This window comes from Halogeometricum sp. S1BR25-6, from assembly GCF_031624495.1.
GTDB classification, from domain to species: domain Archaea; phylum Halobacteriota; class Halobacteria; order Halobacteriales; family Haloferacaceae; genus Halogeometricum; species Halogeometricum salsisoli.
In genome coordinates this window covers 72,536-98,832 of sequence record NZ_JAMQOP010000001.1, presented here as the reverse complement: position 1 = coordinate 98,832, position 26,297 = coordinate 72,536, and the positions used below count along the sequence as shown (strand labels likewise).

General features: G+C 69.0%; 25 protein-coding genes. 18 read left to right on the top strand and 7 right to left on the bottom strand.

Features of this window, described 5'->3' with window-relative positions; translation table 11 throughout:
• Positions 1-91: 91 nt before the first annotated feature.
• The 3 genes from mdh (at position 92) to NDI76_RS00485 (ending at position 2,667) form a co-directional block, all read left to right on the top strand.
• Positions 92-1,006 (top strand): malate dehydrogenase, encoded by a 915-nt coding sequence (gene mdh, locus NDI76_RS00495; RefSeq protein ID WP_310922003.1) that lies wholly within the window; start codon positions 92-94, stop codon positions 1,004-1,006.
• Positions 1,007-1,107: 101 nt separating this feature from the next.
• The gene (locus NDI76_RS00490; RefSeq protein WP_310922002.1) at positions 1,108-2,019 is read left to right on the top strand and encodes a CPBP family intramembrane glutamic endopeptidase; all 912 of its coding nucleotides are present in this window, start codon (positions 1,108-1,110) and stop codon (positions 2,017-2,019) included.
• 276 nt (positions 2,020-2,295) lie between these two features.
• The gene (locus NDI76_RS00485; RefSeq protein ID WP_310922001.1) at positions 2,296-2,667 is read left to right on the top strand and encodes a hypothetical protein; all 372 of its coding nucleotides are present in this window, start codon (positions 2,296-2,298) and stop codon (positions 2,665-2,667) included.
• Between the two features lie 15 nt (positions 2,668-2,682).
• Here the strand turns inward: NDI76_RS00485 and NDI76_RS00480 are convergent, their stop codons facing one another.
• Together NDI76_RS00480 and NDI76_RS00475 are read right to left on the bottom strand one after the other, a co-directional pair.
• Complete coding sequence (locus tag NDI76_RS00480) at positions 2,683-4,416, bottom strand: excinuclease ABC subunit C (protein ID WP_310922000.1); 1,734 nt, start codon at positions 4,414-4,416, stop codon at positions 2,683-2,685.
• Positions 4,417-4,572: 156 nt separating this feature from the next.
• Positions 4,573-4,947: a DUF7344 domain-containing protein gene (locus NDI76_RS00475; RefSeq protein WP_310921999.1), complete on the bottom strand. Its 375-nt coding sequence runs from the start codon at positions 4,945-4,947 to the stop codon at positions 4,573-4,575.
• A 183-nt stretch (positions 4,948-5,130) separates the two neighbouring features.
• Here NDI76_RS00475 and NDI76_RS00470 point away from each other — a divergent pair, with 183 nt between their 5' ends.
• The 3 genes from NDI76_RS00470 to NDI76_RS00460 all read left to right on the top strand — a co-directional run bounded on the left by NDI76_RS00470 (position 5,131) and on the right by NDI76_RS00460 (position 7,504).
• On the top strand, positions 5,131-5,442 hold the full coding sequence (locus tag NDI76_RS00470; protein WP_310921998.1) for a DUF7967 family protein: 312 nt from the start codon (positions 5,131-5,133) through the stop codon (positions 5,440-5,442).
• Between the two features lie 98 nt (positions 5,443-5,540).
• Positions 5,541-6,578, top strand: coding sequence for an ABC transporter ATP-binding protein (locus NDI76_RS00465; protein ID WP_310921997.1), 1,038 nt, complete (start codon positions 5,541-5,543; stop codon positions 6,576-6,578).
• The gene (locus NDI76_RS00460; protein WP_310921996.1) at positions 6,575-7,504 is read left to right on the top strand and encodes an ABC transporter permease; all 930 of its coding nucleotides are present in this window, start codon (positions 6,575-6,577) and stop codon (positions 7,502-7,504) included. Before NDI76_RS00465 ends, NDI76_RS00460 begins: the two co-directional genes overlap by 4 nt.
• Before the next feature lie 41 nt (positions 7,505-7,545).
• Here the strand turns inward: NDI76_RS00460 and NDI76_RS00455 are convergent, their stop codons facing one another.
• From NDI76_RS00455 to ligA, 3 genes are all read right to left on the bottom strand, one after another.
• The gene (locus tag NDI76_RS00455) at positions 7,546-8,280 is read right to left on the bottom strand and encodes a DICT sensory domain-containing protein (protein ID WP_310921995.1); all 735 of its coding nucleotides are present in this window, start codon (positions 8,278-8,280) and stop codon (positions 7,546-7,548) included.
• Between the two features lie 7 nt (positions 8,281-8,287).
• Positions 8,288-8,692 carry a DUF7344 domain-containing protein gene (locus NDI76_RS00450; protein WP_310921994.1) on the bottom strand — a complete coding sequence of 135 codons (405 nt, stop codon included), beginning with the start codon at positions 8,690-8,692 and terminating at the stop codon, positions 8,288-8,290.
• A gap of 109 nt (positions 8,693-8,801) precedes the next feature.
• Entirely contained in the window at positions 8,802-10,916 is a 2,115-nt protein-coding gene (gene ligA, locus NDI76_RS00445; protein ID WP_310921993.1) for an NAD-dependent DNA ligase LigA, read from the bottom strand.
• A gap of 144 nt (positions 10,917-11,060) precedes the next feature.
• Here ligA and NDI76_RS00440 point away from each other — a divergent pair, with 144 nt between their 5' ends.
• Together NDI76_RS00440 and NDI76_RS00435 are read left to right on the top strand one after the other, a co-directional pair.
• Positions 11,061-12,278 (top strand): pyridoxal-phosphate-dependent aminotransferase family protein, encoded by a 1,218-nt coding sequence (locus NDI76_RS00440; RefSeq protein ID WP_310921992.1) that lies wholly within the window; start codon positions 11,061-11,063, stop codon positions 12,276-12,278.
• A gap of 81 nt (positions 12,279-12,359) precedes the next feature.
• Entirely contained in the window at positions 12,360-12,797 is a 438-nt protein-coding gene (locus tag NDI76_RS00435) for a hypothetical protein (RefSeq protein ID WP_310921991.1), read from the top strand.
• Here NDI76_RS00435 and NDI76_RS00430 read toward each other — a convergent pair whose 3' ends face one another.
• Positions 12,798-15,188 (bottom strand): HEAT repeat domain-containing protein, encoded by a 2,391-nt coding sequence (locus NDI76_RS00430; RefSeq protein ID WP_310921990.1) that lies wholly within the window; start codon positions 15,186-15,188, stop codon positions 12,798-12,800.
• Positions 15,189-15,297: 109 nt separating this feature from the next.
• Here NDI76_RS00430 and NDI76_RS00425 point away from each other — a divergent pair, with 109 nt between their 5' ends.
• The 7 genes from NDI76_RS00425 to fer all read left to right on the top strand — a co-directional run bounded on the left by NDI76_RS00425 (position 15,298) and on the right by fer (position 21,788).
• The gene (locus NDI76_RS00425; protein WP_310921989.1) at positions 15,298-16,581 is read left to right on the top strand and encodes an O-acetylhomoserine aminocarboxypropyltransferase/cysteine synthase family protein; all 1,284 of its coding nucleotides are present in this window, start codon (positions 15,298-15,300) and stop codon (positions 16,579-16,581) included.
• Position 16,582: 1 nt separating this feature from the next.
• Positions 16,583-17,791, top strand: a complete 1,209-nt coding sequence (gene metX, locus NDI76_RS00420; RefSeq protein WP_310921988.1) for a homoserine O-acetyltransferase MetX — start codon at positions 16,583-16,585, stop codon at positions 17,789-17,791.
• A complete protein-coding gene (locus NDI76_RS00415; RefSeq protein WP_310921986.1) occupies positions 17,788-18,153 on the top strand; it encodes a hypothetical protein in 366 nt (121 codons plus the stop codon). Before metX ends, NDI76_RS00415 begins: the two co-directional genes overlap by 4 nt.
• A 45-nt stretch (positions 18,154-18,198) precedes the next feature.
• Positions 18,199-18,576 (top strand): hypothetical protein, encoded by a 378-nt coding sequence (locus tag NDI76_RS00410; RefSeq protein WP_310921985.1) that lies wholly within the window; start codon positions 18,199-18,201, stop codon positions 18,574-18,576.
• A gap of 55 nt (positions 18,577-18,631) precedes the next feature.
• Entirely contained in the window at positions 18,632-19,969 is a 1,338-nt protein-coding gene (locus NDI76_RS00405; protein WP_310921983.1) for an O-acetylhomoserine aminocarboxypropyltransferase/cysteine synthase family protein, read from the top strand.
• Positions 19,970-20,133: 164 nt separating this feature from the next.
• A complete protein-coding gene (locus NDI76_RS00400; RefSeq protein WP_310921981.1) occupies positions 20,134-21,288 on the top strand; it encodes an inorganic phosphate transporter in 1,155 nt (384 codons plus the stop codon).
• A 110-nt stretch (positions 21,289-21,398) separates the two neighbouring features.
• Positions 21,399-21,788, top strand: coding sequence for a ferredoxin Fer (gene fer / locus NDI76_RS00395; protein WP_310921980.1), 390 nt, complete (start codon positions 21,399-21,401; stop codon positions 21,786-21,788).
• Between the two features lie 194 nt (positions 21,789-21,982).
• Here the strand turns inward: fer and NDI76_RS00390 are convergent, their stop codons facing one another.
• A complete protein-coding gene (locus NDI76_RS00390) occupies positions 21,983-22,204 on the bottom strand; it encodes a DUF7835 family putative zinc beta-ribbon protein (protein WP_310921979.1) in 222 nt (73 codons plus the stop codon).
• 405 nt (positions 22,205-22,609) lie between these two features.
• On the opposite strand from NDI76_RS00390, the gene NDI76_RS00385 reads away from it, so the two are divergent.
• The 3 genes from NDI76_RS00385 to NDI76_RS00375 all read left to right on the top strand — a co-directional run bounded on the left by NDI76_RS00385 (position 22,610) and on the right by NDI76_RS00375 (position 26,294).
• Positions 22,610-25,531, top strand: coding sequence for a PAS domain S-box protein (locus tag NDI76_RS00385; RefSeq protein WP_310921978.1), 2,922 nt, complete (start codon positions 22,610-22,612; stop codon positions 25,529-25,531).
• Between the two features lie 78 nt (positions 25,532-25,609).
• Complete coding sequence (locus NDI76_RS00380) at positions 25,610-25,963, top strand: HalOD1 output domain-containing protein (RefSeq protein WP_310921977.1); 354 nt, start codon at positions 25,610-25,612, stop codon at positions 25,961-25,963.
• Positions 25,947-26,294, top strand: coding sequence for a DUF7576 family protein (locus tag NDI76_RS00375; RefSeq protein WP_310921976.1), 348 nt, complete (start codon positions 25,947-25,949; stop codon positions 26,292-26,294). Before NDI76_RS00380 ends, NDI76_RS00375 begins: the two co-directional genes overlap by 17 nt.
• Positions 26,295-26,297: the final 3 nt, after the last annotated feature.

Here is a 26,297-nt window from a genome sequence, read left to right as displayed (position 1 = left end):
CGACAGACGACGAACACTAATACGACGATAGAGCGTCGGAGGAGCCGGTTCCGAAGCGTTTAATCGGAATCCGACGCGTCGTTTACGTGGTATGACGAAAGTTAGCGTGGTCGGTGCGGCCGGGACGGTCGGCGCAGCCGCCGGATACAATCTCGCGCTTCGGGACGTCGTCGACGAACTCGTCTTCGTCGACATCCCGGACATGGAGGACAAGACGATCGGGCAGGCGGCCGACACGAACCACGGCATCGCCTACGACTCGAACACGGAGGTGTATCAGGGCGGCTACGAGGACACGGCGGGGTCCGACGTTGTCGTCATCACGGCCGGAATCCCGCGGCAGGAGGGACAGACCCGAATCGACCTCGCGGGCGACAACGCGCCCATCATGGCCGACATCGGCTCGTCTCTGGCCGAGCATAACGACGACTTCGTCTCGGTCACCACCTCGAACCCGGTGGACCTCCTGAACCGCCACCTGTACGAGGCGGGCGACCGCGACCGACACAAAGTGGTCGGCTTCGGCGGCCGACTCGACTCCGCGCGGTTCCGCTACGTCCTCAGCCAGCGCTTCGACACGCCCGTGAAGAACGTCGAGGCGACCATCCTCGGCGAACACGGCGATGCGCAGGTGCCCGCGTTCTCGAAGGTGCGCGTCGACGGCGCCGACCCCGAGTTCACCGCCGACGAACGCGAGGAGATCCTCTCGGACCTCCAGGAATCCGCCATGGACGTCATCTCGCGCAAGGGCGCGACGCAGTGGGGCCCCGCGACGGGCGTCGCCCACATGGTCGAGGCTATCCTCGACGACACCGGCGAGGTGCTGCCGGGGTCGCTCGTCCTCGACGGCGAGTACGGCTACGAGGACACCGCCTTCGGCGTTCCGGTCAGACTCGGCTCGGACGGCATCGAGGAGGTCGTCGAGTGGGACCTCGACGATTACGAGCAGGACCTCATGGACGACGCCGCCGAGAAACTGAGCGACCAGTACGACGAGATCTCGTAATCGACGCCCGCGCTGGCGCCGACGCCGACGTCGACGCGCCTCGGACGCGACGGCGGTACGACCACCATTCCTTTTTGCGCTCACCCGGCGAACGATGAGTCATGCCTCCCGAACCGGTTCGGACGCGCCGCGTCGGCGTTTTTCTCGCCGTCGCCTTCGGCCTCGCGTGGGCCACCGCGGCCGTCATCTACGCCACCGGCGGCCTCGCGAGCAGTCCGGTCGTCGTTCCCGGTCTCGGTCTCACGCTCGCGTCCCTCCTCCTGCCGACGGCGTACATGTTCGCGCCGGCCGTCGGCAACGTCGTCGCGCGACTCCTCACGGGTCAGGGTCGGTCGGACCTCCGCGTCCGCCCGCGGCTTTCGGGGTCGCTTCGCGTCTACGCCGCCGCGTGGGTCGCCCCCGCCCTCCTCACGCTTCTCGGCGCGGCGCTGTACTTCGCGGTCTTCCCCGGCCAGTTCGACCCCGCGCTGTCGGCGTATCGGTCGGCGCTGGAGGCCGCCGCGGGCGGCGTGCCGGTCGACCCGTGGACGCTCGTCGGCGTTCAGGTCGTCGCTGCGCTCACGGTCGCGCCGCTTATCAACGCGATATTCGCCTTCGGCGAGGAGTTCGGCTGGCGGGCCTACCTGCTGCCGAACCTCCTGCCCCTCGGCGCGACGCGTGCGACGCTCCTCGTCGGCGTCGTCTGGGGCGTCTGGCACTGGCCCGTCATCGTCATGGGGTACAACTACGGCTTCGATTACGTCGGCGCGCCGTGGACGGGCTTTCTCGCCATGTGCGTGTTCACCGTCGCCACCGGCGTCTTCCTCGCGTGGGCGACGCTCCGGACCGACAGCGTCTGGCCCGCGGCGATAGGCCACGGCGCGATAAACGCCGTGGCAGGACTCGGAACGCTGTTCGTTCTCGGCCGTCCCCACTCGCTGCTCGGCCCCGCGCCGGTCGGCGTGCTCGCGGCGCTCCCGTGGCTGGCGCTCGCGGCGTGGTTGCTCGCTCGGGCCGACGTGTTCGCGTCGTGAACGCCGGACGCTTCCGTTCGTGCCGGTCGCGGAACTGCACGGCAGTCACGCGGACGCTCGCCGCCGCGTATGGTGCGAATAACGGCGACCGAGACTGTCTCTATCGGCAGGTATTCGAGGTTCGGGCGCCATCCGCGTCGCCGCCGAAAAGACGAGCGAGACGAAACGGTACGGTCCGCGTACCGCGAGTGAGAACCCCGTTAACCGCGGTTAACTCCCGGTTACGGCTCCGGTAGCCCCCGCGTAGTTAGGTCCGAACGGGGGGTCCTGTGCGGTATGAGCGCAGACGTGTACCGATACGACATCGTCGACGGCGTCGCCCTGTTCGACCTCACCGAGTTCTCGGTCGGGGGCGGCGTCCTCCTCGAACGGTTCTTTGACACGGTCACGGCCGTCTACTCGCGCCCCGACGTGGACGCGTCGGTGTTCGTCCTCGCCGACGGCGGCGGAATCAGCAAGTGGTTCTTCGAGCGCTTCGACGCGCTCGCGGCCGAGATAGACGAGTTCGGCATCCGGCGCGTGGCGTTCGTCGGTCCGACGGCCAAGCAGGTTGCGCTCCGCGGGCGCCTCCGCGGCACGAACGCCGTCGTCGAGACGCCCGACACGCCGCAGGACGCGGTGGACTGGGCGCGGGGCCTCGAACCCTGAGTGGAGACTCGGTTCCTACAGCCGCTCTTTGAGCGTCGCCGCCGTCTTCTCGCCGACGCCCGGCACGTCCGTCAGGTCCGACACCGTCGCGCCGCGGACGTTCTCGACGCTGCCGAACCGACGTAAGAGCGCGCGCCGCGTCTTCTCGCCGATGCCCGGCACGTCGTCGAGGACGGTCCGCACGTCGTCGCGGAGCGTCTGGTGGTACTGGACGGCGAAGCGGTGCGACTCGTCGCGGACGCGTTGCAGGACGTGCAGGTGCGGCGAGTCGGCGGGCCAGTCGTGCACCCGGTCGGGCGTGATGACCAACTCGCGGTCCTTCGCGAGGGCGACGACGGGCACGTCCCAGCCGACTTCCTCCAAGGCGTCCGTCGCCGCGCCGAGTTGACCGTCCCCGCCGTCGATGAGCAGCAGGTCGGGGTCCGGCCTGTCGTCCCGCCCTTCGACGGCGCGCTCGGCCCGCCAGCGGATCAGCGCCCGCATGTTGTCGTAGTCGTCGTTTCGTTCTGGTAACTTCTTCCGTCGGTAGTCGGCTTTCACGGCGTCGCCGTCGACGAAGCAGACGTCGCTGCCGACGACGGCCTTTCCCTGCGCGTGGCTCACGTCGAACCCCTCGATGCGGGAAATCCCGGGAAGGCCTAACGCGTCCGAGAGCGCGCCGAGTTCGTCGTTTCGGGCCGGGCCGCGTCGGGCGTTCTTCAGCGCGAGTTCGACCAGTTTAGCCTCGCGGCCGGCGCCCGGAACGCGCACGTTTACGCCCTCGACGCGCAACCACTCCAGCACGTCCTCGTCGTCCGGGCGTTCCGAGAGGAGGACGGCGTCGGGCAACTCGCGTTCGGCGTAGTACTGGGGCAGAAAGGCCGAGAGGACGGCGGCGGAACGCTCGCCGCCTTCGGGGGCGTCGAGGCGGTGGCGGGAGCGGTCGACCAGTTGACCGCGCTTGCTGTGCAGGCGCGCGACGGTGGCCGCGTCGCCCTCGATGGCGACGCCGAGGACGTCGACGGCGCGCTCGTCGGACTGTGAGGAGACCGCCTCCTCGCCCGCGCCGTGGAACGACTCCACCGCTTCGAGTCTGTCGCGGGCGTTGGCGGCGCGCTCGAAGTTCTCCTCTTGGGCGGCCTCCTCCATCGTCCGGCGGAGGGGGTCCGCGAGGACGCCCGTCTCGCCCTCGAAGAAACGGACGACCGACTCTACGTCCGCGAGGTAGTTCTCTTCGGATATCTCGCCGGTACAGGGGGCCGTGCAGAGTCCCATCTCGTAGTCCAGACAGGGGCGGTCGCGGTTGGCGTACTTGTGGTCCGAACAGCCGCGGATGCCGTAGTATTCCCGCAAGGCCTTCACCACGGTTTCGACCCGGCCCTTGTCGGTGTACGGTCCGAACACCGTCGACCCTTCCTCCGGGTCGCGCGTCACGTCGATTCTCGGGACGGAGTGGTCCGTCAGTTGGACGAGCGGGTAGGACTTGTCGTCCTTCAGGCGAACGTTGTACCGCGGTTGGTGCCGCTTGATGAGGTTGGCTTCGAGGAGGAGCGCCTGCGTTTCGGTGTCCGTGACGGCGAAGTCGATGGTCGCAGCGTGGTCGACCATCCGCCGGATGCGCTCGCCACGCGGGTCGGCGTACGACCGGACCCGCGCGCGGATGTCGACGGCCTTGCCGACGTACAGCACGGTGTCGCCGTCGAGGAACTGGTAGACGCCGGGCCCCGTCGGGAGGTCGCTCGCTCGCTCGCGGACGTCGCTCGCATCCATCTACGCGAGGTTACGCCCCGAACGGCTTGAGGTTGACGCGCGGGTTCGGACGCGACGCTCTCGAAGCGCGGCGACCGCGCGGAAAATCGGGTTATTCGCGGCGGCCGCGGCCGCTCGCCGTCGCGTCGTTGGCGGGCGCGACGGCCCGACTAGCGACTAGTTCGTCGGTGCCGGGCCGTCTTCGACTTCCCACGTCTCGGCGTCGAGACGTGTCTCGAAGGCCCGCGCGGCGCGTTCGAGGTCGTGCCCCAGCGGGGTCACGTCATACTCCTCCTCTCCGGTCCGTTCCACCACCCCACCCGCCTCCAGTTTCGGCAGGTGGACGTGACTGAGGGATATCTCGACCTTCCTCGCCGGCGCCTCGGTCGGTCCGGCGCCGCCCGGCCCGTCGGCCGAACGGCGGGCGACGATTCGCCGCGCTAACTCACCGCGGTCCAGCGGTCCCTCCGCTTCCTTCAACGCCGCGAGCGCACGCCGTCGTCGGTCGGTCGATAGCATCTCGTACAGTGTTCCGATATCTTCCCGCCCCATGCTATCTGGACGACTGTTTTGATACAAGTTAATACTTTCTGAGATTACATTTATAATATGACAATTCGGGGCCGAGGGCGTCGCGGGTTACTCACTTCTCGGCGCTGCCCTCGGATCGACTTCGAGACTGTTCGGAAGCCACTTAGTCGACAGCGTCAAGCGTCCGCTGTCCGAGGCGTCGGCATGGGCGACTCCGATTCCGACCCCGACCCTGACTCCGCCGACGCCGGCGAGAGCGTCCGGTGTTGGCTCGTCGAACGGACCTACACCGACCGCGGCCTCATCGACCTCGTGTACGCGACGCCGACGGGCGACAGGGTGCGGCGCAAACAGATTTCGGCGACCATAATGCGCCAGCGCGGCACCGAGGCCACCGCAGCGACGGCGGTGGCGGCCGCGGACCTCGAACCCGTCGACGACGCCGAGACGCGCGAGCGCTACCGAAGCGAGGTCGAACGCGTCCGCGAGCAGTACGCCCCCGACGACGAACTCTAAGCGCGGCTACCGACCCGAAACCTCCCCAGAGCCGCTCCCAATCTCAACGCTGATTTTCGCACCAAACGCTTTATCCCGAGAACGGACTACCCACGCCCATGGCCGCCATCGAACTCGACGGGGTAACGAAACGATTCGAGGAGGGCGGGAGACTCTCGCGCCTCCTCGACTCCGTTCGGAACGCCGAGCGTTCCGACGACGTTACCGCAGTCAGAAACCTCTCGCTGACGGTCGAGGAGGGCGAAGTGTTCGGGTTCCTCGGTCCCAACGGGGCGGGGAAATCGACCACCATCAACATGCTCCTCGACTTTGTCCGCCCCACCGAGGGCGCGATTCGCGTCCTCGGTTTCGACGCCCGCGCCGAGAGCGTCGACGTCCGCGCGCGGACCGGCGTCCTCCCCGAAGGATTCGACGTGTACGACCGCCTCACCGGGCGGCAGCACGTCGAGTTCGCCGCCTCCTCCAAGCGACTCGACGAGAACGAGGCCGAGATAGACGCCGTCCTCGAACGGGTCGGCATCGCCGACGCCGCCGACCGGAAGGCCGGCGGCTACTCGAAGGGGATGCGCCAGCGCCTCGCCCTGGCGATGGCGCTCGTCGGCGACCCGGACCTGCTCGTCCTCGACGAACCCTCCTCCGGCCTCGACCCGGCCGGGGCCAAGGAGATGCGCGACATCGTCGCCGAGGAGGCCGAACGCGGCACGACCGTGTTCTTCTCCAGTCACATTCTCGAACAGGTCGACGCCGTCTGCGACCGCGTCGGCATCATGCGCGAGGGCGAACTCGTCGCCGTCGACAGCGTCGATAGCCTGCGCGAGAAGTCCGACGCCGACGCCACGCTCCGAGTCGAAGTGTCCGGGGACGTCTCGGCGCTGAACGCCGAGGCGGTCACCGCCCTCGACGGCGTCCACTCCGTCACCGTCGACGACGCCGCCGACTCGCTCACCGTCTCCTGCGTCGGCGACGCCAAGATGGCCGTCATCGACGAGTTGGAGTCCCAGGGACTCGACGTGACCGACTTCGAGACGCGCGAGGCGTCGCTCGAAGACCTGTTCCTCTCGTACACCGGCCACGGAGTCGACGGGACCGACGAGACGTCCGACGAGTCGGCCGACGGACAGGAGGCGCGCGCATGACGTGGCAAGCGGTCGCCCGGAAGGAGTTCGACGACTCCGTCCGCTCGCGGTGGCTCCACGGGGCGACGCTCTTTTTCGTCCTGTTCGTCGGCGGCGCGTCGTTCCTCATGTTCGGCGTCCTCCTCCCCCCGCAGTTGAACGACACCTCCAACCTGTTCGGCTTCTTCGCCGACCTCGGGATATTCAGGCTCTCGTTCCCCGGTCTGCTCGCCCTCGTGCTCGGTTTCGTCGCGCTGTCGACGTCGTACGGGTCGATCACTGAAGAGCGGGAGACCGGGACGATTAAACTCGCGCTGTCGCTGCCGAACTCGCGGCGCGACCTGATGGCCGGGAAGTTCCTCGGCCGCGGCGCCGTCGTCGCCGCCTCCCTCCTCGTCGGTTTCCTCGCGGCGTTCGTCGTCTTCCTCGCGACGGGGACGACGATGAGCGTCGAGTCGCTGGCGCCCGTCGTCGCGCTGACGGTGCTCCTCGGTCTCGCGTTCGTCTCCGTCGGTCTCGGCATCTCCGCCGTCGCCGACTCCAACCGCGAGGCGACGCTCGCGACGCTGGGACTGTACCTCATCTTCGGCATCCTCTGGAAGCCCATCGCCGAGGGCATCCCCAAACTCCTCAACTACGCCGCCGAGGAAGCCGGCGCGGGCGCCTTAGCGGACTTCACGCGGGTGAAAATCGGGCTGTTCCTCAAGTATCTCAACCCGCTCCGGACGTACGAGACGCTCGTCGCGCAGGTGTACTACGGACCCGCGCAGGCCCGCCTCACCGGCGCCACGACGGGCGAGGCGTTCGTCGTCGGCAACCAGTTCGCGCCCGCGCAGGGCGGCGTCCCCGTCTACCTCTCGGGAGGCGTGATGCTGCTGATATTCCTCGCCTGGGTCGTCGTCCCCACCGTCGTCGGCTACTACGTCTTCCGCGAACGGGACCTGTAACCGGGTTCGTCGGCCGCCGCGATTTTTTCGACCCGCCTCCTTCACCGCTCCCCCTCGACCGACGGGAGGAGCGACAGCGCTCGGTCGACGAGGTCCGGGTCGTACGTCCAGACGCCGCGGAAGGAGCCGTCGGATTGCTCTTCGGCGACGAGCGTCACCGCCTGCTCGGGTTCCTCCCCGCCGTCGAACACGAAGAACCAGTAGCGGCCGACCTCCGCGGCGGGGTCGGTGTGCAGCGTCGCGTTCGGTTCCGAGAGCGGTTCGACCCCGTCTCCATCCGCGACGTAGACGTGCAGGTCCAGCGCCGTCTCGGCCGCCAACGCGCGGTACAGCTCTCGCTGGGGTGCGAACGCCGCCGCCGACTGGAACCCCGCGTGCAACGCCCCGGTTCCCACTCGCCACGCGCGGTCCTCGAACTCCCGCGTGGTCCGCAGCAGTTGCCGTTTGGTCAGCGACGCGAACACCGTGTCGTCCAGCAGTTCGACGGCGATGGCGCGCGCCTCGGAGTCCTCGGCCGCCGCCCCGCGCCGGTTCCGAGCGACCACGTGCTCGCGGAGGGCGCTGACGGGCATCGCCCCCCGGAACCCCCCCTCGTCCCGGACGACGAGGAACGGTTCGGGTCCCCCCGGCGGCGTCGGCCGGAACTCGACGTCGAGATTTCGGGTGTCCAATCGCTCCGCGAGGTCGCCGGTCTCCGGCGCGTAGTACGTGACGGTCTTGCGGCGCCGCTCGGCGGCCGCCAGTATCGCCCCCAGACCGTCCTCGCCGCTTTCCATACCTACCTCATGCACCCCGGCCCGCGACGGCCCGCTCGTACTGGTAGCTGAACTTGATGAGCACCGTGACCGGCTCCGGCGGCGAGGAGAAGCGTATCGACCCCGTCTCGACGTCGTACTCCACGAGGCCGCTGCCTTCGAGTATCGGGAGGTGACGGTGGTGGAGCGCAATCAGTACCCGCCGGTGGTCGTCGGGGCCGGCGGCGTCGTCGCCGTCTTTCAGTTCCCACCCCACGAGGACGTCGGCCACCTCCCCGAGAGTCGTCTCCGGCCGTTCGAGGAGAAACCAGAGGACGCGCCGCCGCCGTCGGTGCGAAAGCACGCGGAACAGCGCGTCGGGCGAGGGGACGCCCGAGAGGTGCTCCCAGTCGTACCCCTCGTACTCCGCGAGAGCCGAATCATCGTCGATCATGTCTACTCGGTCGGAAGACCAAGTTGTATGTGGGCTGTCAGCACGCTTCAAACCACCGAAACCCGTCGTCTCGTGAGAACTTAGCGTCTCGGTCGGGCGGTCCGGACGGCTACGGCGGGTAGTCGACGCCGCGTTCTTCGAGGAGGGACTCGAACGCCGCCTCGTCCAGTTCCGCCGCGTCGTTCTCGGCGGCGTCGTCGCGCTTGGACTGCCCGGGGTTCTCGCCGACGACGAGGTAGTCCGTGTTCCCCGAGACGCTCCCGGTTGCGTTCGCGCCGTGCGCCTCGACGAGGTCCTGCGCCGCCCCGCGCGTCACCGACAGCGACCCGGTGAAGACGAACGTGAGTCCCGCCAGTTCGTCGCCGCCGTCCCCCGACGTCTCCTCCGCCTCGGGTTCGACCCCGAGTTCGCGCAGTTCCGCGACGGCCTCGCGGTTCGTCTCGGCGTCGAAGAACTCGCGTATCTTCTCGGCGACGGTCGGCCCCACGTCCTCGACCTCCTCTAACTCCTCTTTCGAGGCGTCCATCACGGCGTCGAGGCTGCCGAACGCGCGGGCGAGGTTCCGCGCCGTCGACCCGCCGACTTCGGGCACGCCGAGACCGACGAGGAACGCCGACAGCGACGGCGATTTGGCCGCCTCGATTTCGCGGACGAGGTTGTCCGCGCTGGTGTCGCCCCACCCCTCCAACTCGGCCACCTCCTCGCGTTCGAGTCGGTAGAGGTCCGGAAGCCCCTCGACGAGGCCGGCGTCGACCAACTGCTCGACGCGTTCGCCGCCGAGACCCTCGATGTCCAACGCGCCGCGCATCGCGTAGTGGTCGACGGCGCGCACGAGTTGCGCCTCGCAGGCCAGTCCGCCCGTACAGAACGCCAGCGGTCCCTCGCGTTCGACCGGACTCCCGCAGACGGGACACGCCTCGGGGAACGCGAACGTTCCCTCGGCGCGTTTTTCGACCACCTCCTCCACGTCGGGAATCACGTCGCCCGCGCGCTTGATACGCACCTCGTCGCCGACGTCGACGCCGAGTCGCTCGATTTCCTCGGGGTTGTGCAGCGACGCCCGCGAGACGGTGACGCCGCCCACGTCGACGGGTTCGAGGAGGGCGACGGGTGTCAGGCGGCCCGTCCGGCCCACCTGTACCACCACGTCCGTCACCGTCGTCACCTCCGTTCGGGCGGGGAACTTGTACGCGAACGCCCACCGGACGGAACGACTCGTCGCGCCGAGTTCCTCGCGTTGGTCCCGCCGGTCGACTTTGACGACGGTGCCGTCTATCTCGTAGTTCAGGTCCGCGCGCGCGGCCATCATCTCCTCGCGGTAGTCGATGGCGTCGTCGATTGTCTCGGCGGCCTCCACCTTCCCGTTCGTCCGCAGGCCCCACGCCTCCAATCGGTCGAGCGTCGCCGACTGCGTCTCGGGCACCTCGCTGGCGTCGAGCACGTCGTAGAGGAAACACTCCAGCGGCCGACCGGCGGTGACCGAGGGGTCGAGTTGTCGGAGGGTGCCGACGGCGGCGTTGCGCGGGTTGGCGAACGGCTCTTCACCCTCTTCGACTCGCTCGCGGTTCAGGTCCCGAAACGCGTCTTTCGGCATGTACACCTCGCCGCGGACGGCGAGGAACTCGGGGTGGTCGCCGCGCAGGCGGAGCGGCACGGAGCGAATCGTTCTCACTTGTTCGGTCACGTCGTCGCCCCTGTCACCGTCGCCGCGGGTGGCCGCGCGGACGTACTCGCCGTCCTCGTAGACCACTTCCACGGAGAGGCCGTCGAACTTGGGTTCGCAGACGTACGTCACCTCCCCCACCGCGTCGCGCACCCGCCGGTCGAACTCGCGCACGTCCTCCTCCTCGACGGACTGGTCGATAGAGAGCATCCGCGCGACGTGTTCGACCGTGTCGAGTTCGTCCAGCGGTTCGCCGCCGACGCGTCGCGTCGGACTCGACTCGTCGTCGAGTTCGAAGGCGTCTTCGAGGTCCTGCAACCGAGAGAACAGAGCGTCGTACGTCCGGTCGGCCACGAGGGGGTCGGCGGCGACGTAGTATCTGAAGTCGTGCTCTCTGATCGCTTCTCGGAGCCGTTCGGCCTCTCGTTCGGCCGCCTCGCGCGAGAGCGAGCCGACCGGTTCGAAGTCGGCGTCCGGGTCGGTGAGGTAGGGGTTCGAGGAGTCGGCGTACTTCGGTTCGTCTCCGCGTTCGTCGGCACCCGCCTCGGCCTCGTCGCTCATTGCCTGCCCGTCGGTCCGCCGGCGCGAAAAGTCATCGGAAACGCCCCGGGTCGAGTCGCGCGGACCCGTGTGAACGAACGGTAGCGACGGCGACGTTTGCACGCACCCGCATCGCTTATTCGTGGGGACCACAATCGACCACCTATGACAGAGGACGCGGAGGAGTTTCTCCTCCTCAACCCCGGCCCGGTGCCGGTGACCGACGAGGTGTCGGCGGCGATGGACGAACCCATGGTCTCGCACCGGTCCGCCGACTTCGAGGCGGTCTACGAACGCGCACAGGACGGGTTGGACTACGTGTTCACGCAGTCGACGCTCGACGAGTCGTCGACGGCCCCCGAGTCGGGCGGCACGTCGCTCGTCCTGAACGGGACGGCGACGATGGGCATGGAGTCGGCCGTCGCCAACCTCGCCGGCGGGGACGACGAAGTCGTCTCGCTCGTCAACGGCAAGTTCGGACGCCGCTTCGCCCGTATCGCCGACCGCCACGCCGGCGAGGCGACGCGCGTCGAGGCCGAGTGGGGCACCTCGCTCTCCCTCGACGGCGTGCGCGAGGCCGTCACCGACGACACCGAGGTAGTGACGATGGTCCACAACGAGACGAGCACGGGTATCCTGAACCCCGTCGCCGAGGTGGGCGAGATAGCCGCCGAACACGACGCGACGTTCGTCGTCGACGGCGTCACCTCCATCGGCGGCGACGAGTTCCTGCTAAACGAGTGGAACGTCGACGTCGCCGTCACCGATTCGCAGAAGGCGCTGGCCGCGCCGCCGGGCGTCAGCGCGATGTGGCTGTCGAGCGCGATTGAAGGAAAACTGGACGGCGAGTCCGCGCCGTTCTACGAGGACCTGGAGTGGCACCTCCGCAAGGCGGAGAGCCACCAGACGCCCTTCACGAGCGCCGTCCCCCTGTTCCGCGCGCTGGCCGTCGCCGTCGAGGACATCGTTGAGGAGACGATGCCGACGCGCATCCGCCGGCACCGCCGGCAGGCGGCGGCGTTCCGCGAGGGGTTCGACGCGATGGGACTGGACCTGTTCGCCGACCTGAAGGAGGGCAGCGACTACTCGAACACCGTCACGGCCGTCTCGCTACCCGAGGCGGTGTACGGCGACGACTCCGACGCCTTCTTCGACGGCGTCGCGGAGCGGAACGTCAGCATCTCCGGCGGACAGGCGCACCTCGGCGGAGAGATATTCCGCGTCAGCAACATGGGCGGCCTCCCCGACGACGCCATCCTCCGCGGCGTCCGCACCGTCGGCGAAGCGATGGCCGACGCCGGCGTCGACGTGGACGTCGAGGCTGGTCTGGACGCCGCGCGCGCGGAACTCGACGCGGTGGAATCCGCGCCGGCCGACGACTGACTACGCGAACAGACTGACACCGCCCTCGTTCGCCCACTTTGCGCTCGCCGAACTTTTGTCAGAACAGAACTATTTACTCGCGTGAACAGTTCGCGAACGCGTCTCGCGTCGCTCGGCCGCGGACTCGGTCTGCTCGCGACGCTCGCCGGACTGGCGGGTGCGGTCGGACTCCTCGTCTATCTCGTCCTCCCGTACGTCTCCGTCTCCCCGTCCGGCGTTTCCCTCGTCGACCGCGGCGGATTGGGCGCCGAGAACGCGCCCACCGTGGCGTTCTGGGCCGGGGTCCTCGCCGTCCTCGCGCTCCTCGTCTGGAACGCCGTCGTCGACGAGGCGCTCGGTGCGCTCAGTGCGCTGGCGGTGCTCGTCGCGGCGTTCGCCGTCCTCACGGGGTTCAGTATCGGCGGATTCGTCTCCCCGTTCGCGCTCCTCACCGTCTGCGCGGCGCTCGCGTTCGCGGGCGACCGGATACTCGGCCGCGGCGGGGACGAAGACGACGAGAACGCGGACGCCGCCGGGTGATTACTCCAATCGGCTGCGCGCCCGGTCTCTGACCGAGTCGTCGGGGTCCTCCTCGGCCACCCACCGGAGGAGAAAGCGCGAGCGCGGGTGGTCGAGTCGGCCGAGGGCCGTCACCGCCTCCCAGCGGAGGTCCGCGTTCTCCGCGCCGCCGAACGCCGAGGAGCGGTCGCGCTCGACCCCGCGGGCGTCGACGCCCGCCTCCCGGACGTCGAGGATGGCCTCCAACGCGTCGAACACCTCGTCGCGGTCGTCGCCGATGCGGCCCAGCGCCTCCACGGCCTCGACGCGAACGGCCGGCCGGGGGTCTTCGCGGGCGAGGTGACTGAGGCGGGAGACGCCCGCGGCGGTGCCGAGGCGGGCGCAGGCGCGGCAGGCGCGGCGGCGGACGCCCGCCCGGTCGTCGTCCAACGCGGCGACGACGGTGGGGATGGCCCGCGGGTCGCCGATGCGGCCGAGGGCGTCGACGACGCTTGGCCGACACTCCTCGTCCCGGTCGTAGGCGTCGCACAGGGGGGCGACCGACTCGGGGTGCGCCTGCGACCCGAGCGCCTCTATCGCCGTCGTCCTGACGGCGACGTGCTCGTCGTCCAACCGTTCGAGTAGCCCGCGGACCACGCGCGTCCGCGTCTCCGGGCCGAACGCCCCCTCGCCGTGGTAGTCCGGGGTGCGCGCGCCGAGTTCGACGAAGGCGCCGGCGGCGGCGGCCCTGACGGTCGGGTCGTCGTCCATGAGACGCCGCAGGAGGCCGCCGACGGGCCGTTCGTCGGTGAGCCACCGGACCGCGTCGATGGCCTCGCAGGCGACGGCGGTGTCCGGGTCGTCGAGGGCCTCCACGACCAGCGCCTCGGCGTGGACGCTCCGCGTTCCGCTGAGCACGCGGACCACCGTCTCGCGTACCTCGGGGTCGGTGTCGGTGCGGACGAGACCGGCGAAGTAGTCGAGAGCGCCCGTGGGGTCGACGTCGCGGGCCGCGCGGGCGACGGCGCGGCGCGTGGCGGCGTCGGACTCCGAGCGCACGGCGGCCAACAAGGGGTCCGTCGCCTCGGGGTCGCCGATGGTGGCGAGGGCGCCCGCGACGGCCCGGCGCACGTCGGGGTCGGGGTCGCCCAGTCGGTCGACCAGTCCCGGAACGGCCGCTCGGTCGTCCAACACGTCCAGTGCGCGGACGAGGGCGCGGCGGTCCGCCACCGGCGGGTCGGAACGCAGACAGTCGACGAGGGCGGCCGCGGCGTCGTCGGCCCCGCGCCGGGCGAGTTCCGCGGCGGCGGCGCCGCGGCGCGCGGGGTCGGACAGCGAGTCGCGGAGCGACGCGTCCGACCGGTCGCTCAGCGACGGCGCGTCGGTGACGGCGATGTCGCTCAGGTGGACGCGCGAGGCTCGAAGTCGGAGACGGTCGCCGACGGCGACCGAACCGTCGCTTTCGCCGTTTCCGCTGTTTCCGTCGCCCGTCGCCACCTCGTCGGGGTCGAACGCCACCGTGCCCGCCCCGACGTCCAACAGCGCGTACCGCTCGGGGGCGCGGTCGGCGGGCGTGCGCGCCGACGTCGGCACCGGACCGACCGAGACCACCTCGCCGGCGAAGGCGTGGTCGTGCCAGACGAGGGCGTCCGGGTTGGGTTCGATGTACCGCCCGACGCCGTCGCCGCGGGCGACCGCCTCGACGTCCGAGAGCCAGATTCGGGCCGCGGCCGGCGCGTCGCGCGCGGTGTCGTCGGCAAGCGTGTCGCCGTCGAAGGCGCCGAAGCGAGCGTCGCCGGCGGCGACGACGGCCGTCTGGGCGTACACCGTCCCGCCGTACGCCGTCTCCGGGACGGCGTCGAGCAGGCGGACGGGCAGGCCCCACTCCCCGAACCCCGCGGCGGCGACGCGGACGGCACCGACGCGTTCGCGCACCGGAGCGACGTCCGCCCCCAGCGCCGGGTTCGCTCCCACGGCCACGTCGCAGAACGTCTCGGCCGTCCGCAGTATCTCGGTCACGAACTCCTCGCGGTCGACGGCGACGGCCACGTCCCGGTCCTTGTCTCCGTCCGCGCTCGTATCCGCGTCTATCTCTCCACTCGCCTCCGCTTCGTCGTCCGCGCCCGCCCCCGGCCACCGTTCGGCGTCCGGGACGATTCGGAGCGTCTCGCCCGCGGGGACGAGGCGGTATCGCCCGCCGCCGCCGTAGCACTCGACGGTCGCGGCGGTTCCGGCGAGCACCGACTCCGCGGCGTCGAGCAGTCGGTCGCAGTACCGGCGAAGTCCGTCGCGCCCCCGTACCAGTTCCCGACCGCCGGCCAGCACTCGCACGGCCGCGTCGGGATTCGACTCCCCGCCGCGGAATCGCTCGTACACCGCGGCGTCGTACCCCACCTCGATTCGGGCGTCCGCCGCGCCCGTCTGATTCGACATGAGTCGGAGACGTTCTGCGGAGCGAAAAAACACTTCGGTGCGCCCGACCCCCGCCGCCGGCTACCGTAACCGCAGGTTATATCTCTCACGGGGAATATGCGTGTAGTACATGACACACGGGTTCCACACCCGGAGCCTCCACGCCGGGCAGGAGCCGGATTCGGCCACCGGGTCGCGCGCGCCGCCCATCTACCAAACCACCTCGTACCTGTTCGAGGACGCCGACCGCGCCGCGGACCTCTACTCGCTGGACGCCGAGGGCGACGTCTACTCGCGCATCTCGAACCCGACGACGCGCGTGCTCGAAAACCGGTTGGCGGCGCTCGAATCGGGCGTCGGCGCCGTCGCCACCGCCTCGGGCATGGCCGCCTTCGACGCCGCCGCGAGCATCCTCGCCTCCGTCGGCGACAACGTCGTCGCCTCCGCGGACATGTACGGCGGCACCTCCACGTACCTCACGAAGATGGCCTCGCGCCGCGGCGTCGAGACGCGCGTCGTGGACACCCTCGACTACGACGCCTACGAGGAAGCCGTCGACGAGGACACCGCGTTCGTCCACGTCGAGACCATCGCCAACCCCTCGCTGAAGACGCCGGACTTCGAGCGTCTGGCCGACATCGCCCACGAGGCGCGCGCCCCCTTGGTCGTCGACAACACGTTCGCGACGCCCTACCTGTGCCGCCCCATCGAACACGGCGCCGACATCGTCTGGGAGTCGACGACGAAGTGGATACACGGGTCGGGAACGACGGTCGGTGGCGTCCTCGTCGACGGCGGGACGTTCCCGTGGAAGCGCGCCGACTACGACGAACTCTCCGGGGAGAACCCCGCGTTCGGCGTCGACTTCGTCGAGCGGTTCGGCGACCGAGCGTTCGCGATGGCCGCCCGCCAGCGCTCGCTCCGAACCTTGGGAAATCAGCAGTCGCCGTTCGACGCCTGGCAGACGATTCAGGGCGTCGAGACCCTCCCGCTTCGGATGGAGAAACACTGCGCGAACGCCCGCGCGGTGGCCGAGGCCCTCCGCGACCACGAGGACGTGGCGTGGGTCTCGTATCCGGGCTTCGAGGACCACCCGACGCACGGAAACGCGAGCGAATACCTCCAACACGGATTCGGCGGGATGGTCACCTTCGGCCTCGCGGACGGCTACGAGGCGGCCAAGCGCACCTGCGAGAACACCGACCTCGCCTCCTTCCTCGCCAACATTGGCGACGCGAAGACGCTCCTCATCCACCCCGCCTCCACGACGCACGCGCAGTTGAGCGCCGACGAACAGCGGGCGGCGGGCGTCGGTCCCGACATGCTCCGCCTCTCGGTCGGCATCGAGGACGCAGAAGACATCGTCGCCGACCTGGACGGGTCGATTCGCCGGGCCGCGGAGGCGACACGGTAAGATGCAGACCGACAACGGCACCGTCGATGTGGGCGCGTTCGACTTCGAGTGCGGCGCGGACATTCCTTCTCTCGAAGTCGCCTACGAGTCCTACGGCGAGTTCGATGGCGACAACGCCGTCCTCGTCTGCCACGCCCTCACCGGCAGCCAGAACGTCGCCGGATACGGGACGAACACGGCCGGCCAGGCCCGCGCGTGGTGGAACGACATCGTCGGCGCGGGGAAGGCCATCGACACGAACGACTACTACGTCGTCTGCGCGAACGTCCCCGGGTCCTGCTACGGGACGACCGGCCCCGCCTCGCCCGGTCCGGACGGCGACCCCTACGGCACCGACTTTCCTCCGGTCACGGTCGGCGACTGGACGCGCGCCCAGCGTCTCCTCCTCGACGAACTCGGCGTCGGCCGCCTGCACGCCGTCGTCGGCGGCAGCGTCGGCGGGATGAACGCCCTCGACTGGGCGCAGCGCTACCCGGACGACGTGCGCCACCTCGCCGTCGTCGCCGCCGCCGGCCGCCTCGACCCGCAGTGTCTCGCCCTCGACGCCATCGCCCGGCGCGCCATCACCACCGACCCGGACTGGAACGGCGGCGACTACTACGATTCGGACCCCCCGACGGACGGCCTCGCCCTCGCGCGCCAACTCGGACACGTCATGTACCTCTCGAAGGCGTCGATGGAGCGGAAGTTCGGCCGGCGCGCCGCCGGCCGCGACGCCCAACGGGAGTCGTTCCCGACGGACCCCGCCGCCGCGTACTTCCCCTACCGCGACGTGGAGTCGTACCTCGACTACCAGGCCGAGAAGTTCGTCGAGCGATTCGACGCGAACTCCTACCTCTACCTCACGCGCGCGATGGACGACTACGACCTCGCGGAGGGCTACGAGGACGACGCCGACGCCCTCGCCGCCTTCGAGGGGGACACGCTGCTGCTCTCCTTCACGGGCGATTGGCACTTCACGAGCGAGCAGTCCGAGTCGCTGGCCGAGTCGCTCCGCGACCTCGACGCCCCCGTCGCCCACCACGTCGTCGAGTCCGACCACGGCCACGACGCCTTCCTCGTCGAACCCGAGAAGGTCGGCCCGCCGCTCCGGGACTTCCTCGACGCGGGCGTGGAGGGCCGCGCGATTCACGACACGGAGGAGGAACCCGAGTCGCTGCCGGACGACCGGGATTTCGCGCCGGTGCACTCCTCGCTGTTCAGTCGGTGATTCGCCTCGTCGCTCGACTCGCCGGTCTCGCCGTCGCGGTCGTCGGCGCCGTCCTCGTCGGAGGTGGATTCTTCGCTCGCGTGGCCGGGGGGACGGGGCTCGCGCTTCTCGTCCGCGGCAACCCGCTGAACATCCTCGTCGCCGCCGGACTCTGCGGTCTCGGGTTTCTCGTCGGCGGTCTCGCGGTCGCGGCCGGGCGCGGCCGAGCGCTCGGTATCTCGGTCGGCGGAGTCGTCGCCTTCGCCGCCGTCGCCCTCCTCGCCGTCGGCACGAACTCGACACAGAGTGTCGTCCTCGTCGGCTGTACCGGTCTCTGTCTGCTGTTCGCGGCGGCATCGGTCGGTCGTCGAGACGGAACGTGAACGGGACCCGAAGCGACTTTCCCGTCGCCGAACGACGGCGTTCGTATGTCGTTCGCTCGTCTCTTCGGTCGACTCGGCGGCCTCGTCGCCGCTGCCGTCGGCGCCTTCGTCGCCTACTACGGCCTGCTCGTCGGGTCCGCGACGGTCCCGAGAGGTCTCGATGCGCTCCTCGTGGGCGAGATAAACGTCTTCGTCGTCGTCGGCCTCGCGGGCGCCGTCGTCGCCCTCGTCGGTCTGGCGCTCGTCGCGGGTCGCGGTCGGTCCTGGGCCATCACCGTCGGCACGCTCTTGGTCGCCGTCGCGGCCCTCGGACTCGTCCTGTACGCGTTCTCGCCGCTCGTCGTCGTTATCGCGGGCGTCGTCGGTCTCCTCCTGTTCTTCTCGGGGGCGTCGCTGAACGGGCCGCGGGGCGACGCGACGTAGCGCCGCCCGCCGCGCGCCGCCTCGTTTTAACACCCCGTCACGCGTCCTCACGCGCATGGCGGACGAGACAGACAACGCGGACGACGGAACCGACGGGAACGAAGCGAACGGAACGCAGGGGTTCAGCACGAGGAGCCTCCACGCCGGACAGGAACCGGACGCGGCCACCGGGTCGCGCGCGCCGCCCATCTACCAGACCACCTCCTACGTCTTCGACGACGCCGAGGACGCCGCGGGGCAGTTCGCCCTCGAAAAAGAGGGCTACATCTACTCGCGGCTGATGAACCCCACCGTCGCGATGCTGCAGGAACGCCTCGCCTCACTCGAAGGTGGCGTGGGCGCGGCGGCCACCGCCTCCGGGATGGCGGCGTTCGACCTCGCCACGTTTCTCCTCGCAGAGGCGGGCGACAACATCGTCTCGGCGTCCTCGCTGTACGGCGGGACGTACACCTACCTCACGCACACCGTCGAGCGACGCGGCGTCACGACGAAGTTCGTCGACACGCTGGATTACGACGCCTACGACGAGGCCATCGACGAGGACACCGCGTTCGTCCACGTCGAGACCATCGGCAACCCGGCGCTCGTGACGCCCGACTTCGAGCGTCTCTCGGAGGTAGCGCACGACAACGGCGTCCCTCTGTTCGTCGACAACACGTTCGCCACGCCCTACCTGTGCCGACCGCTCGAACACGGCGCCGACTTGGTGTGGGAGTCGACGACGAAGTGGATACACGGCGCGGGCACGACGGTCGGCGGCGTCCTCGTCGACGGCGGGTCGTTCCCGTGGACCGAACACGCCGAGAAGTACTCCGAGATAGCGAAGCCGAACCCGGCGTACCACGGCGTCGACTTCTCCGAGCGGTTCGGCGAGGCGGCGTTCACCTACGCGGCCATCGCCCGGGGTCTGCGCGATTTGGGTAACGCCCAGTCACCGTTCGACGCTTGGACCACCCTCGAGAAGATAGAGTCGCTCCCGCTGCGGATGGACCGCCACTGCGAGAACGCGATGGCCGTCGCGGAGTTCCTGGAGGACCACGACGCCGTCTCGTGGGTGAACTACCCCGGCCTCGAATCCCACGAGACGCACGAGGAGGCCTCGAAGTATTTGGACGGCGGCTACGGCGGGATGATCACGTTCGGCCTCGCCGAGGGCTATGAGGCCGCCAGAGGGACCGTCAACGAGGTAGAACTCGCCTCGCTCCTCGCCAACGTGGGCGACGCGAAGACGCTCGTCATCCACCCGGCGTCGACGACCCACCAGCAGCTCACGGAAGACGAACAGGCGGCCGCGGGCGTGACGCCCGACATGGTCCGTCTCTCCGTCGGCGTCGAGGACGCCGCGGACATCGTCGCGGACCTCGAACAGGCCATCGAGACGGCGACGGACTGAGAGGGCCCCCGGCTTCCGAAATCGGTCGAACGGGGGAGTAGGCGGTTCGACGCCCCGACCCTCGGTTCGGACGTGGCCGACCCGCTCCTTTCGTACTATCTGTCGCGCCGCGACGGTCGAGCCGGATGATGAGGCTTATCCACCGCACTCACGAACGCTTTTCCGTGGTCGAAATACTCCTCGTCGTCGGTCTGTTGGTCGCCGTCTTCGTCGGCTTCAACATCGGCGGTTCCTCCACCGGCGTCGCCTTCGGCCCGGCCGTCGGCAGCGGCCTCCTCAGCAAACTCGCAGCGGCCGCGCTGATGACCGCGTTCGCCCTGTTCGGCGCGTGGACCGCCGGGCGGGAGGTTATCAAGACGATGGGCGGTCAGATCGTCCCGCAGTCGGAGTTCACGCTCGCGGCGAGCGTCGCCGTCCTCTTCTTCGTCGGCCTCGCGCTTCTCATCTCGAACACGTTCGGCGTCCCCGCCTCCACCTCGATGACCGCCGTCGGCGCCATCGCCGGTCTCGGCGTCGCGACGGGGACGCTCGACGAGGGCGTGATGCTCGAAATCGTCTCGTGGTGGATCGTCGCCCCCGTCATCGCCTTCTGGACCTGCGCCATGGTGGGCCGGTACGTCTACCCGCATCTCGACGCGAAACTCAAACTCGACAGTTCGCCGGGACCGCTCGTCGAGATAGACAGCTACGGCGTCCCGACGCCGAAACTCGGTCCGAACACGACCGTCCGCGAGGCGGCCAGCACTGTCCTCGTCGTCGTCATCGCCTGCTACATGGCCTACTCCGCGGGCGCGTCGAACGCCGCCAACGCCGTCGCCCCCCTCGTCGGCAACGGCGCCCTCGGAATCAACGAGGGTATCCTCCTCGGCGCGGGCGCCATCGGTCTCGGCGCGTTCACCATCGCCCGCAGGACGCTCGACACCGTCGGCAACGACCTCACCGAACTGCCCATCCTCGCGGCGCTCATCGTCGAGACGGTGTCGGCGTCGCTCATCACGTTCCTCTCGTACATCGGCATCCCCGCCAGCCTCGCCGTCTCGGCGACGATGTGCATCGTCGGACTCGGCTGGGGGCGGGCGACCCGCACGGTGACTATCGGCGAGGCCATCGGCGGGAAGTCCCCCGGCATGTCGGTGAACGCGCTGACCGCCGAGACGCGCGAGGACGTGCCGCCGGTCGGCGAGGAATCGGAGACGGACCTCGCCGGGTCAGACCTGTTCGACCCGGGGACGACCGGTCGCGTCATCTTCTTTTGGTTGCTCACGCCGTCGCTGTCGGCCGTCGCCTCCTACGCGCTGTTCTCGGTCACGGCGCTGTGACCGCGATTGGGTTTAGGCGGGCCAAATAACCGAAATTCGGCCGATCCGGGGGTCCGATTTTCGGCGAAGAACAGCAAAGTCTAATGGCGTGCGTCGTGAACCAAGCGGTGATGCCCACGGTAGAATACCTCAACTACGAAGTACTCGACGACAACGGCTGGGAAATCGACGACAACGACCTCTTCGAGAAGGCCGCAGACGCGGACTTCGACGACGAAGACTACGGCTCTCTCGAAGTCAACCAGGGCGAGTACATCCTCGAAGCGGCCGAGGCGCAGGGCTACGACTGGCCCTTCTCGTGCCGCGCGGGCGCCTGCGCGAACTGCGCGGCCATCCTGAAAGAGGGCGAAATCGAGATGGACATGCAGCAGATTCTCTCCGACGAGGAGGTCTCTGACAAGAACGTCCGTCTCACTTGCATCGGGTCGCCGGAGGCAGACGAGGTCAAAATCGTCTACAACGCGAAGCACCTCGACTACCTCCAGAACCGCGTCATCTAAACGCGGACCGTATATCCGACGGATATACGACCGCGAACTGCGGGCGACTCCCGATCCGATTTTTTCACATACTCCGTGCTACCAGCCGTTGCCTCGACTCTCTCCGTTCCCGCGTCCGGGAGAACTGTGGACGGCGCGCGGAACGTCCCGACGAAACCTGCGTGCTCCGATTTCTATCCGGCGCGAACCGTTCGTCAGATGATCTTCTCTCTCGACGATTCACCGCAGTAGACGCACGTCGCGATTCGGTACGGTTTCTTCGCGTAGTGCTTGTTCTCGACTCGGACGTCGTCTCTCGTCTTGCATTGGTGCAACTCGAGGTGGACCGTGTGCTCTCGACGACCGCCGCAGTTCTCGCAGTGTCTGAGTGTAGATTCGGTGACGCCGGACGGGTCGCTGGACTGTCTGCTTGTCATGGATGGGGGACGACGAGCGGTCGAGGGAGCACCGCTCGCCGGCGTACCGTAAGACGATAACTTCGATGATATGTTTACACGCTGCCGTTGAAACCTCTTTTTACATCATCTATGCTTATCGGAAATTAACTGTCCATGACTAGTACGGCGAGCGTACCTTAGCAACTCGATTGCCCTCTTCTCCGAGGGCGACCGCAGCGGGTCCGCACTCCGACGAATCACCGACCGCGACGTCGACCCGGCGGCGAGCGGACGTGACAGAGATATACCGTTCGAACCGCGGCCCGGCGCCGTCGATACGCCGTCTCCGGCCGCCTCCGCAGCACCGTTCGCCGCGGCCGAGTCATTTATCAGATAGCCAGACACATAGATTCGCTAACGCCGCCTACCTCTCGCCCGCCTTCCATGTCCTCAGACGAACCCCTCGCCCTCTACGTCGACCCTGACCGGGACCGCACTGACGCCCTTCGTGCGACCCTCCGGGAGTCGCACCCGAACCTCCGACTCCGGACCGTCGCAACCGTCTCGGCCGCCGAGACGGCGCTCTCGGAGTCGTCGGTCGACTGCGTGGTCGCTCGGTTCGAACTTCCGACCGTCGAATCCTCCGGTGGTCCCCCGCCCGACGACGACGCGCCTCCCGACACCGACGGAGACGCCTCGTTCGCCGCCGACGGCGTCGGCTTCCTCGCGTCCGTCGCCGCGCGGTATCCGTCGGTCACGACGGTCCTGTTCGACGCCGCCCACTCGCCCGAACTCCTCGGTCGGGTCCGCGAGGCCGGCGTCGACGAGTACGTCCCGGACACCGGTCCCGACGGCGCCGCCGTCCTCGGCGACTACGCCGTCGCCGCTCGGACGGCACCATCCGAGCGGACGGACGGAGAAGCCCGGGAGACGCTCGAAACGCTTCTCGGCGTCTCCTCGGACCTCATCCTCTCCATCGACGAGGAGAACGTCATCCGGTTCGTGAACCCGGCCGTCGAGGACATCCTCGGCTACCCGCCGGAGGACCTCGTGGGCGAGTCGTTGGACGTCATCGTGCCCGAGGAGATGGGGGCCCGCCACAGGCGCGGACTGGCCCGCTACCTCGCGACGGGCGAACGCCGCCTCGACTGGGGGGAGGTCGAACTCCCCGCCCTCCACCGCGACGGCCACGAGGTCCAACTGAGCCTCGCGTTCAACGAGTTCCGCTCGGCGAACGGGCGCCGCTTCGTCGGCGTCGCCCGCGACGTCTCCGAACGCAAGCGCCGCGAGCGAGAGCTAGAGCGGTACGAGGCGATGGTTCAGACGGTTCAGGACGGCGTGTACGTCCTCGACGACCGGAGCCGGTTCGTCGCGGTCAACCGGGCGTACACCGAACTGGTCGGGCGGTCCGAGGAGGAACTGCTCGGCGAACCGGCGACGACCGTGTCCGACGAAGAGACCAACGAGGAGGTCGAATCGTTGCTGGCGGAACTGCTCCGGAACGACGAGAACGTCGTCACCTACGAGACGACGGTGCCGACGCCGCACGGCGACGTCCCCACGGAGACGCGCATCTCGCCGTTCCCGCTGGGCGACGGGACGTACGGCCGCGTCGGCGTCGTCCGCGACGTCACCGAACGACAGCGTAGGGAGGCGCAACTCGCTTCGCTCAACGAGACGGCGCAGGCGCTGACGACTGCCGAGACTGCCGAGGAGGTGTGCGAACTGGCCGCCCGGGCGGCCGCGGAGACGCTCGAGTTCCCCCTCTCGAACATCAAACTGTACGACGAGGCGGGCGAACTCGTCGTCACCGCGCGCACCGAGGCCGCCGAGGCGTACGTCGGCGACGGGTCGCTGTTCGGCCCCGACTCCGATATCCCGTGGCAGGTGTACGCCAGCAGCACCAGCGCGGTGTTCGACGACCTGGCCGCCGAGGAGTCCTCGGAGTCGCCGCTCCGGAGCGCCGTCGTCCTCCCCATCGGCAAGTACGGCGTCTTCGTCAGCGGCCGGACGGAGCCGAACGCGTTCTCCGAGACGGACGTCATCCTGGCGAACATCCTCGTCGCGAACGTGCGCGCCGCCTTGGAGCGCACGGACAGAGAGCAGACGCTCCGCGAGCAGAAGGAGGAGTTGGAGGCGCGGACGGCCTCCTTAGAGCGCGTGAACCGAATCAACACCGTCATCCGCGACCTGACGCGGGCGCTCACGGAGGCCACCTCGCGCGAGGAGATAGAGCAGGTCGTCTGCACGCAGTTGGCCAACGCGGACCCCTACCGGTTCGTCTGGATCGGCGAACAGGAGACCGTCGGCGGCGACCTCGTCTCCCGGACGTCCGCCGGCGTCGGCCGCGGCTACCTGGACGAGATAACCGTCACCGCCGACGACAGTCCGACGGGGCGGGGGCCGGCCGGCCGAGCGGTCCGAACGCGCGAACCGCAGGTGCAGAACAACCTCCACACCGACCCGCCCTTCGAACCGTGGCGCGCGAAGGCGCTCCAGCGGGGGTTCCGCGCGTCCATCTCCGTTCCGCTCGTGTACAAAGAGACCATGTACGGCGTGTTGAATCTGTACGCGGGCGAACCCGGCGTCTTCGACGAACTGGAGGTGAACGTGCTGGCGGAACTCGGCAAGACCATCGGCTTCGCCATCAACGCCCTCGAACGACGGAAGGCGCTCGTCAGCGACCGGGCCGTGGAACTGGAGTTCCGCATGGACGGCGTGGACATCGCGCCCGTCACGCTGGCGTCGGAGACGGGGAGCACGTTCGAACTCGACGCGCTGGTCGAACGGGGCGACGGCGAGGTCCGCATCTTCTTCGCCGTCGCCGGCATCGACCCCGACCAGGCGCTCTCCGTCGCCTCGCAGTCGACGACCATCAGCGACCCGAGTCTCATCTCCGAACGCGACGAGGGCCACCTGTTCGAGGCGACGCTCGAAGAGGGCAACTTCTTCGGCTCGCTCCTCGACTACGGCGCGCACCCCACCGGGTTCACCGCGACGCCCGAGAGCGCGACGCTCACCGTCGAACTCCCGCGGACCGGGGATATCCGGGCGTTCCTGGACATGCTTCTCCGGACGTACGAGGGGGTCGAACTCGTCGCCCGCCGCGAACTCGAACGGCCCATCCAGACCGAATCGGAGTTCCGCGCGCGCTACCGCAAGCGGCTCACGGACCGGCAGGAAGAGGTGCTCCGGACGGCGTACTTCGCGGGCTTTTTCGACTGGCCGCGGAAGGCGACCGGAAAACAGGTCGCCGAACTGCTCGACGTCTCGCAACCGACGGTGAACCGACACGTCCGGAAAGGCGAGTACGAACTGTTCTCGCTCGTCTTCGGGGAGGAGCGACCGGACGATGAATCAGTATAGCGGTCGGACCTCCGGGGGGGATATCCGGATACGCCACAGCCCCATAGGGCTAGCCGCGATACTGTATGTCGTCAGAACATGAGTGAGTGTCAAACTATCTGCGTTAGTTCGGAGGGGGACGTCTGTTTCGCCGTGGTCGATGCCGTGTCCGAACTCACGGCCACCGATCCGCTCGAACTCGAACCGCTGGGGACCGTCGTCGACACCGACGCCGTTGAGACGCTGTTCGGTTCGGCCCCGTCCGGGACCGTCCGACACGACGCCGACCTGTCGTTCCGGTACGAGGGCTGCGACGTGACCGTCGAGAACGACGGAACCGTCTCGGCCACGCGCGCGCCGTCGACGGCGGCGGGGTTCGAGTCCGAGCACCCCAGCGCTGCCGCCGACGTGGAGACGGCGGCGGGCGGCCGAGGCGATGCCGACTCGCGGTAATCCGACCGACCGTCCCGCCGGCGAACCGGCGTCGACGGAGTTCCGCGTCGGGCGCGTCACCGTCGGCAGGTGGACGCTGATGCGGTATCCGGACGACGAAGCCCCCGACGAGAGCCGTCGCCGGGACGACGAAGTTGCCGAGGAGTGTCACCGCTCGGACGCCGACGCGAACGGGAAACTGTGCGCCGCCTGTGGGGAGGCGGTCGACCCGACGCGCCGCCATCCGGCCGCCGTCGCGCCGGCGGACCCCTCGACGGTCTACCTGTTCTGCAGCGCGGTCTGCAGGACAGCGTGGATAGACGACGGCGAGCATGGCCGACGCGACGGCTAACGG

Excerpts from the sequence above, each read along its gene's own strand:
- mdh (WP_310922003.1), top strand. The coding sequence starts at position 92 with ATGACGAAAGTTAGCGTGGTCGGTGCGGCCGGGACGGTCGGCGCAGCC.
- NDI76_RS00490 (WP_310922002.1), top strand. The coding sequence starts at position 1,108 with ATGCCTCCCGAACCGGTTCGGACGCGCCGCGTCGGCGTTTTTCTCGCC.
- NDI76_RS00485 (WP_310922001.1), top strand. The coding sequence starts at position 2,296 with ATGAGCGCAGACGTGTACCGATACGACATCGTCGACGGCGTCGCCCTG.
- NDI76_RS00480 (WP_310922000.1), bottom strand. The coding sequence starts at position 4,416 with ATGGATGCGAGCGACGTCCGCGAGCGAGCGAGCGACCTCCCGACGGGG.
- NDI76_RS00475 (WP_310921999.1), bottom strand. The coding sequence starts at position 4,947 with ATGGGGCGGGAAGATATCGGAACACTGTACGAGATGCTATCGACCGAC.
- NDI76_RS00470 (WP_310921998.1), top strand. The coding sequence starts at position 5,131 with ATGGGCGACTCCGATTCCGACCCCGACCCTGACTCCGCCGACGCCGGC.
- NDI76_RS00465 (WP_310921997.1), top strand. The coding sequence starts at position 5,541 with ATGGCCGCCATCGAACTCGACGGGGTAACGAAACGATTCGAGGAGGGC.
- NDI76_RS00460 (WP_310921996.1), top strand. The coding sequence starts at position 6,575 with ATGACGTGGCAAGCGGTCGCCCGGAAGGAGTTCGACGACTCCGTCCGC.
- NDI76_RS00455 (WP_310921995.1), bottom strand. The coding sequence starts at position 8,280 with ATGGAAAGCGGCGAGGACGGTCTGGGGGCGATACTGGCGGCCGCCGAG.
- NDI76_RS00450 (WP_310921994.1), bottom strand. The coding sequence starts at position 8,692 with ATGATCGACGATGATTCGGCTCTCGCGGAGTACGAGGGGTACGACTGG.
- ligA (WP_310921993.1), bottom strand. The coding sequence starts at position 10,916 with ATGAGCGACGAGGCCGAGGCGGGTGCCGACGAACGCGGAGACGAACCG.
- NDI76_RS00440 (WP_310921992.1), top strand. The coding sequence starts at position 11,061 with ATGACAGAGGACGCGGAGGAGTTTCTCCTCCTCAACCCCGGCCCGGTG.
- NDI76_RS00430 (WP_310921990.1), bottom strand. The coding sequence starts at position 15,188 with ATGTCGAATCAGACGGGCGCGGCGGACGCCCGAATCGAGGTGGGGTAC.
- NDI76_RS00425 (WP_310921989.1), top strand. The coding sequence starts at position 15,298 with ATGACACACGGGTTCCACACCCGGAGCCTCCACGCCGGGCAGGAGCCG.
- metX (WP_310921988.1), top strand. The coding sequence starts at position 16,583 with ATGCAGACCGACAACGGCACCGTCGATGTGGGCGCGTTCGACTTCGAG.
- NDI76_RS00410 (WP_310921985.1), top strand. The coding sequence starts at position 18,199 with ATGTCGTTCGCTCGTCTCTTCGGTCGACTCGGCGGCCTCGTCGCCGCT.
- NDI76_RS00405 (WP_310921983.1), top strand. The coding sequence starts at position 18,632 with ATGGCGGACGAGACAGACAACGCGGACGACGGAACCGACGGGAACGAA.
- fer (WP_310921980.1), top strand. The coding sequence starts at position 21,399 with ATGCCCACGGTAGAATACCTCAACTACGAAGTACTCGACGACAACGGC.
- NDI76_RS00390 (WP_310921979.1), bottom strand. The coding sequence starts at position 22,204 with ATGACAAGCAGACAGTCCAGCGACCCGTCCGGCGTCACCGAATCTACA.
- NDI76_RS00385 (WP_310921978.1), top strand. The coding sequence starts at position 22,610 with ATGTCCTCAGACGAACCCCTCGCCCTCTACGTCGACCCTGACCGGGAC.
- NDI76_RS00380 (WP_310921977.1), top strand. The coding sequence starts at position 25,610 with ATGAGTGAGTGTCAAACTATCTGCGTTAGTTCGGAGGGGGACGTCTGT.
- NDI76_RS00375 (WP_310921976.1), top strand. The coding sequence starts at position 25,947 with ATGCCGACTCGCGGTAATCCGACCGACCGTCCCGCCGGCGAACCGGCG.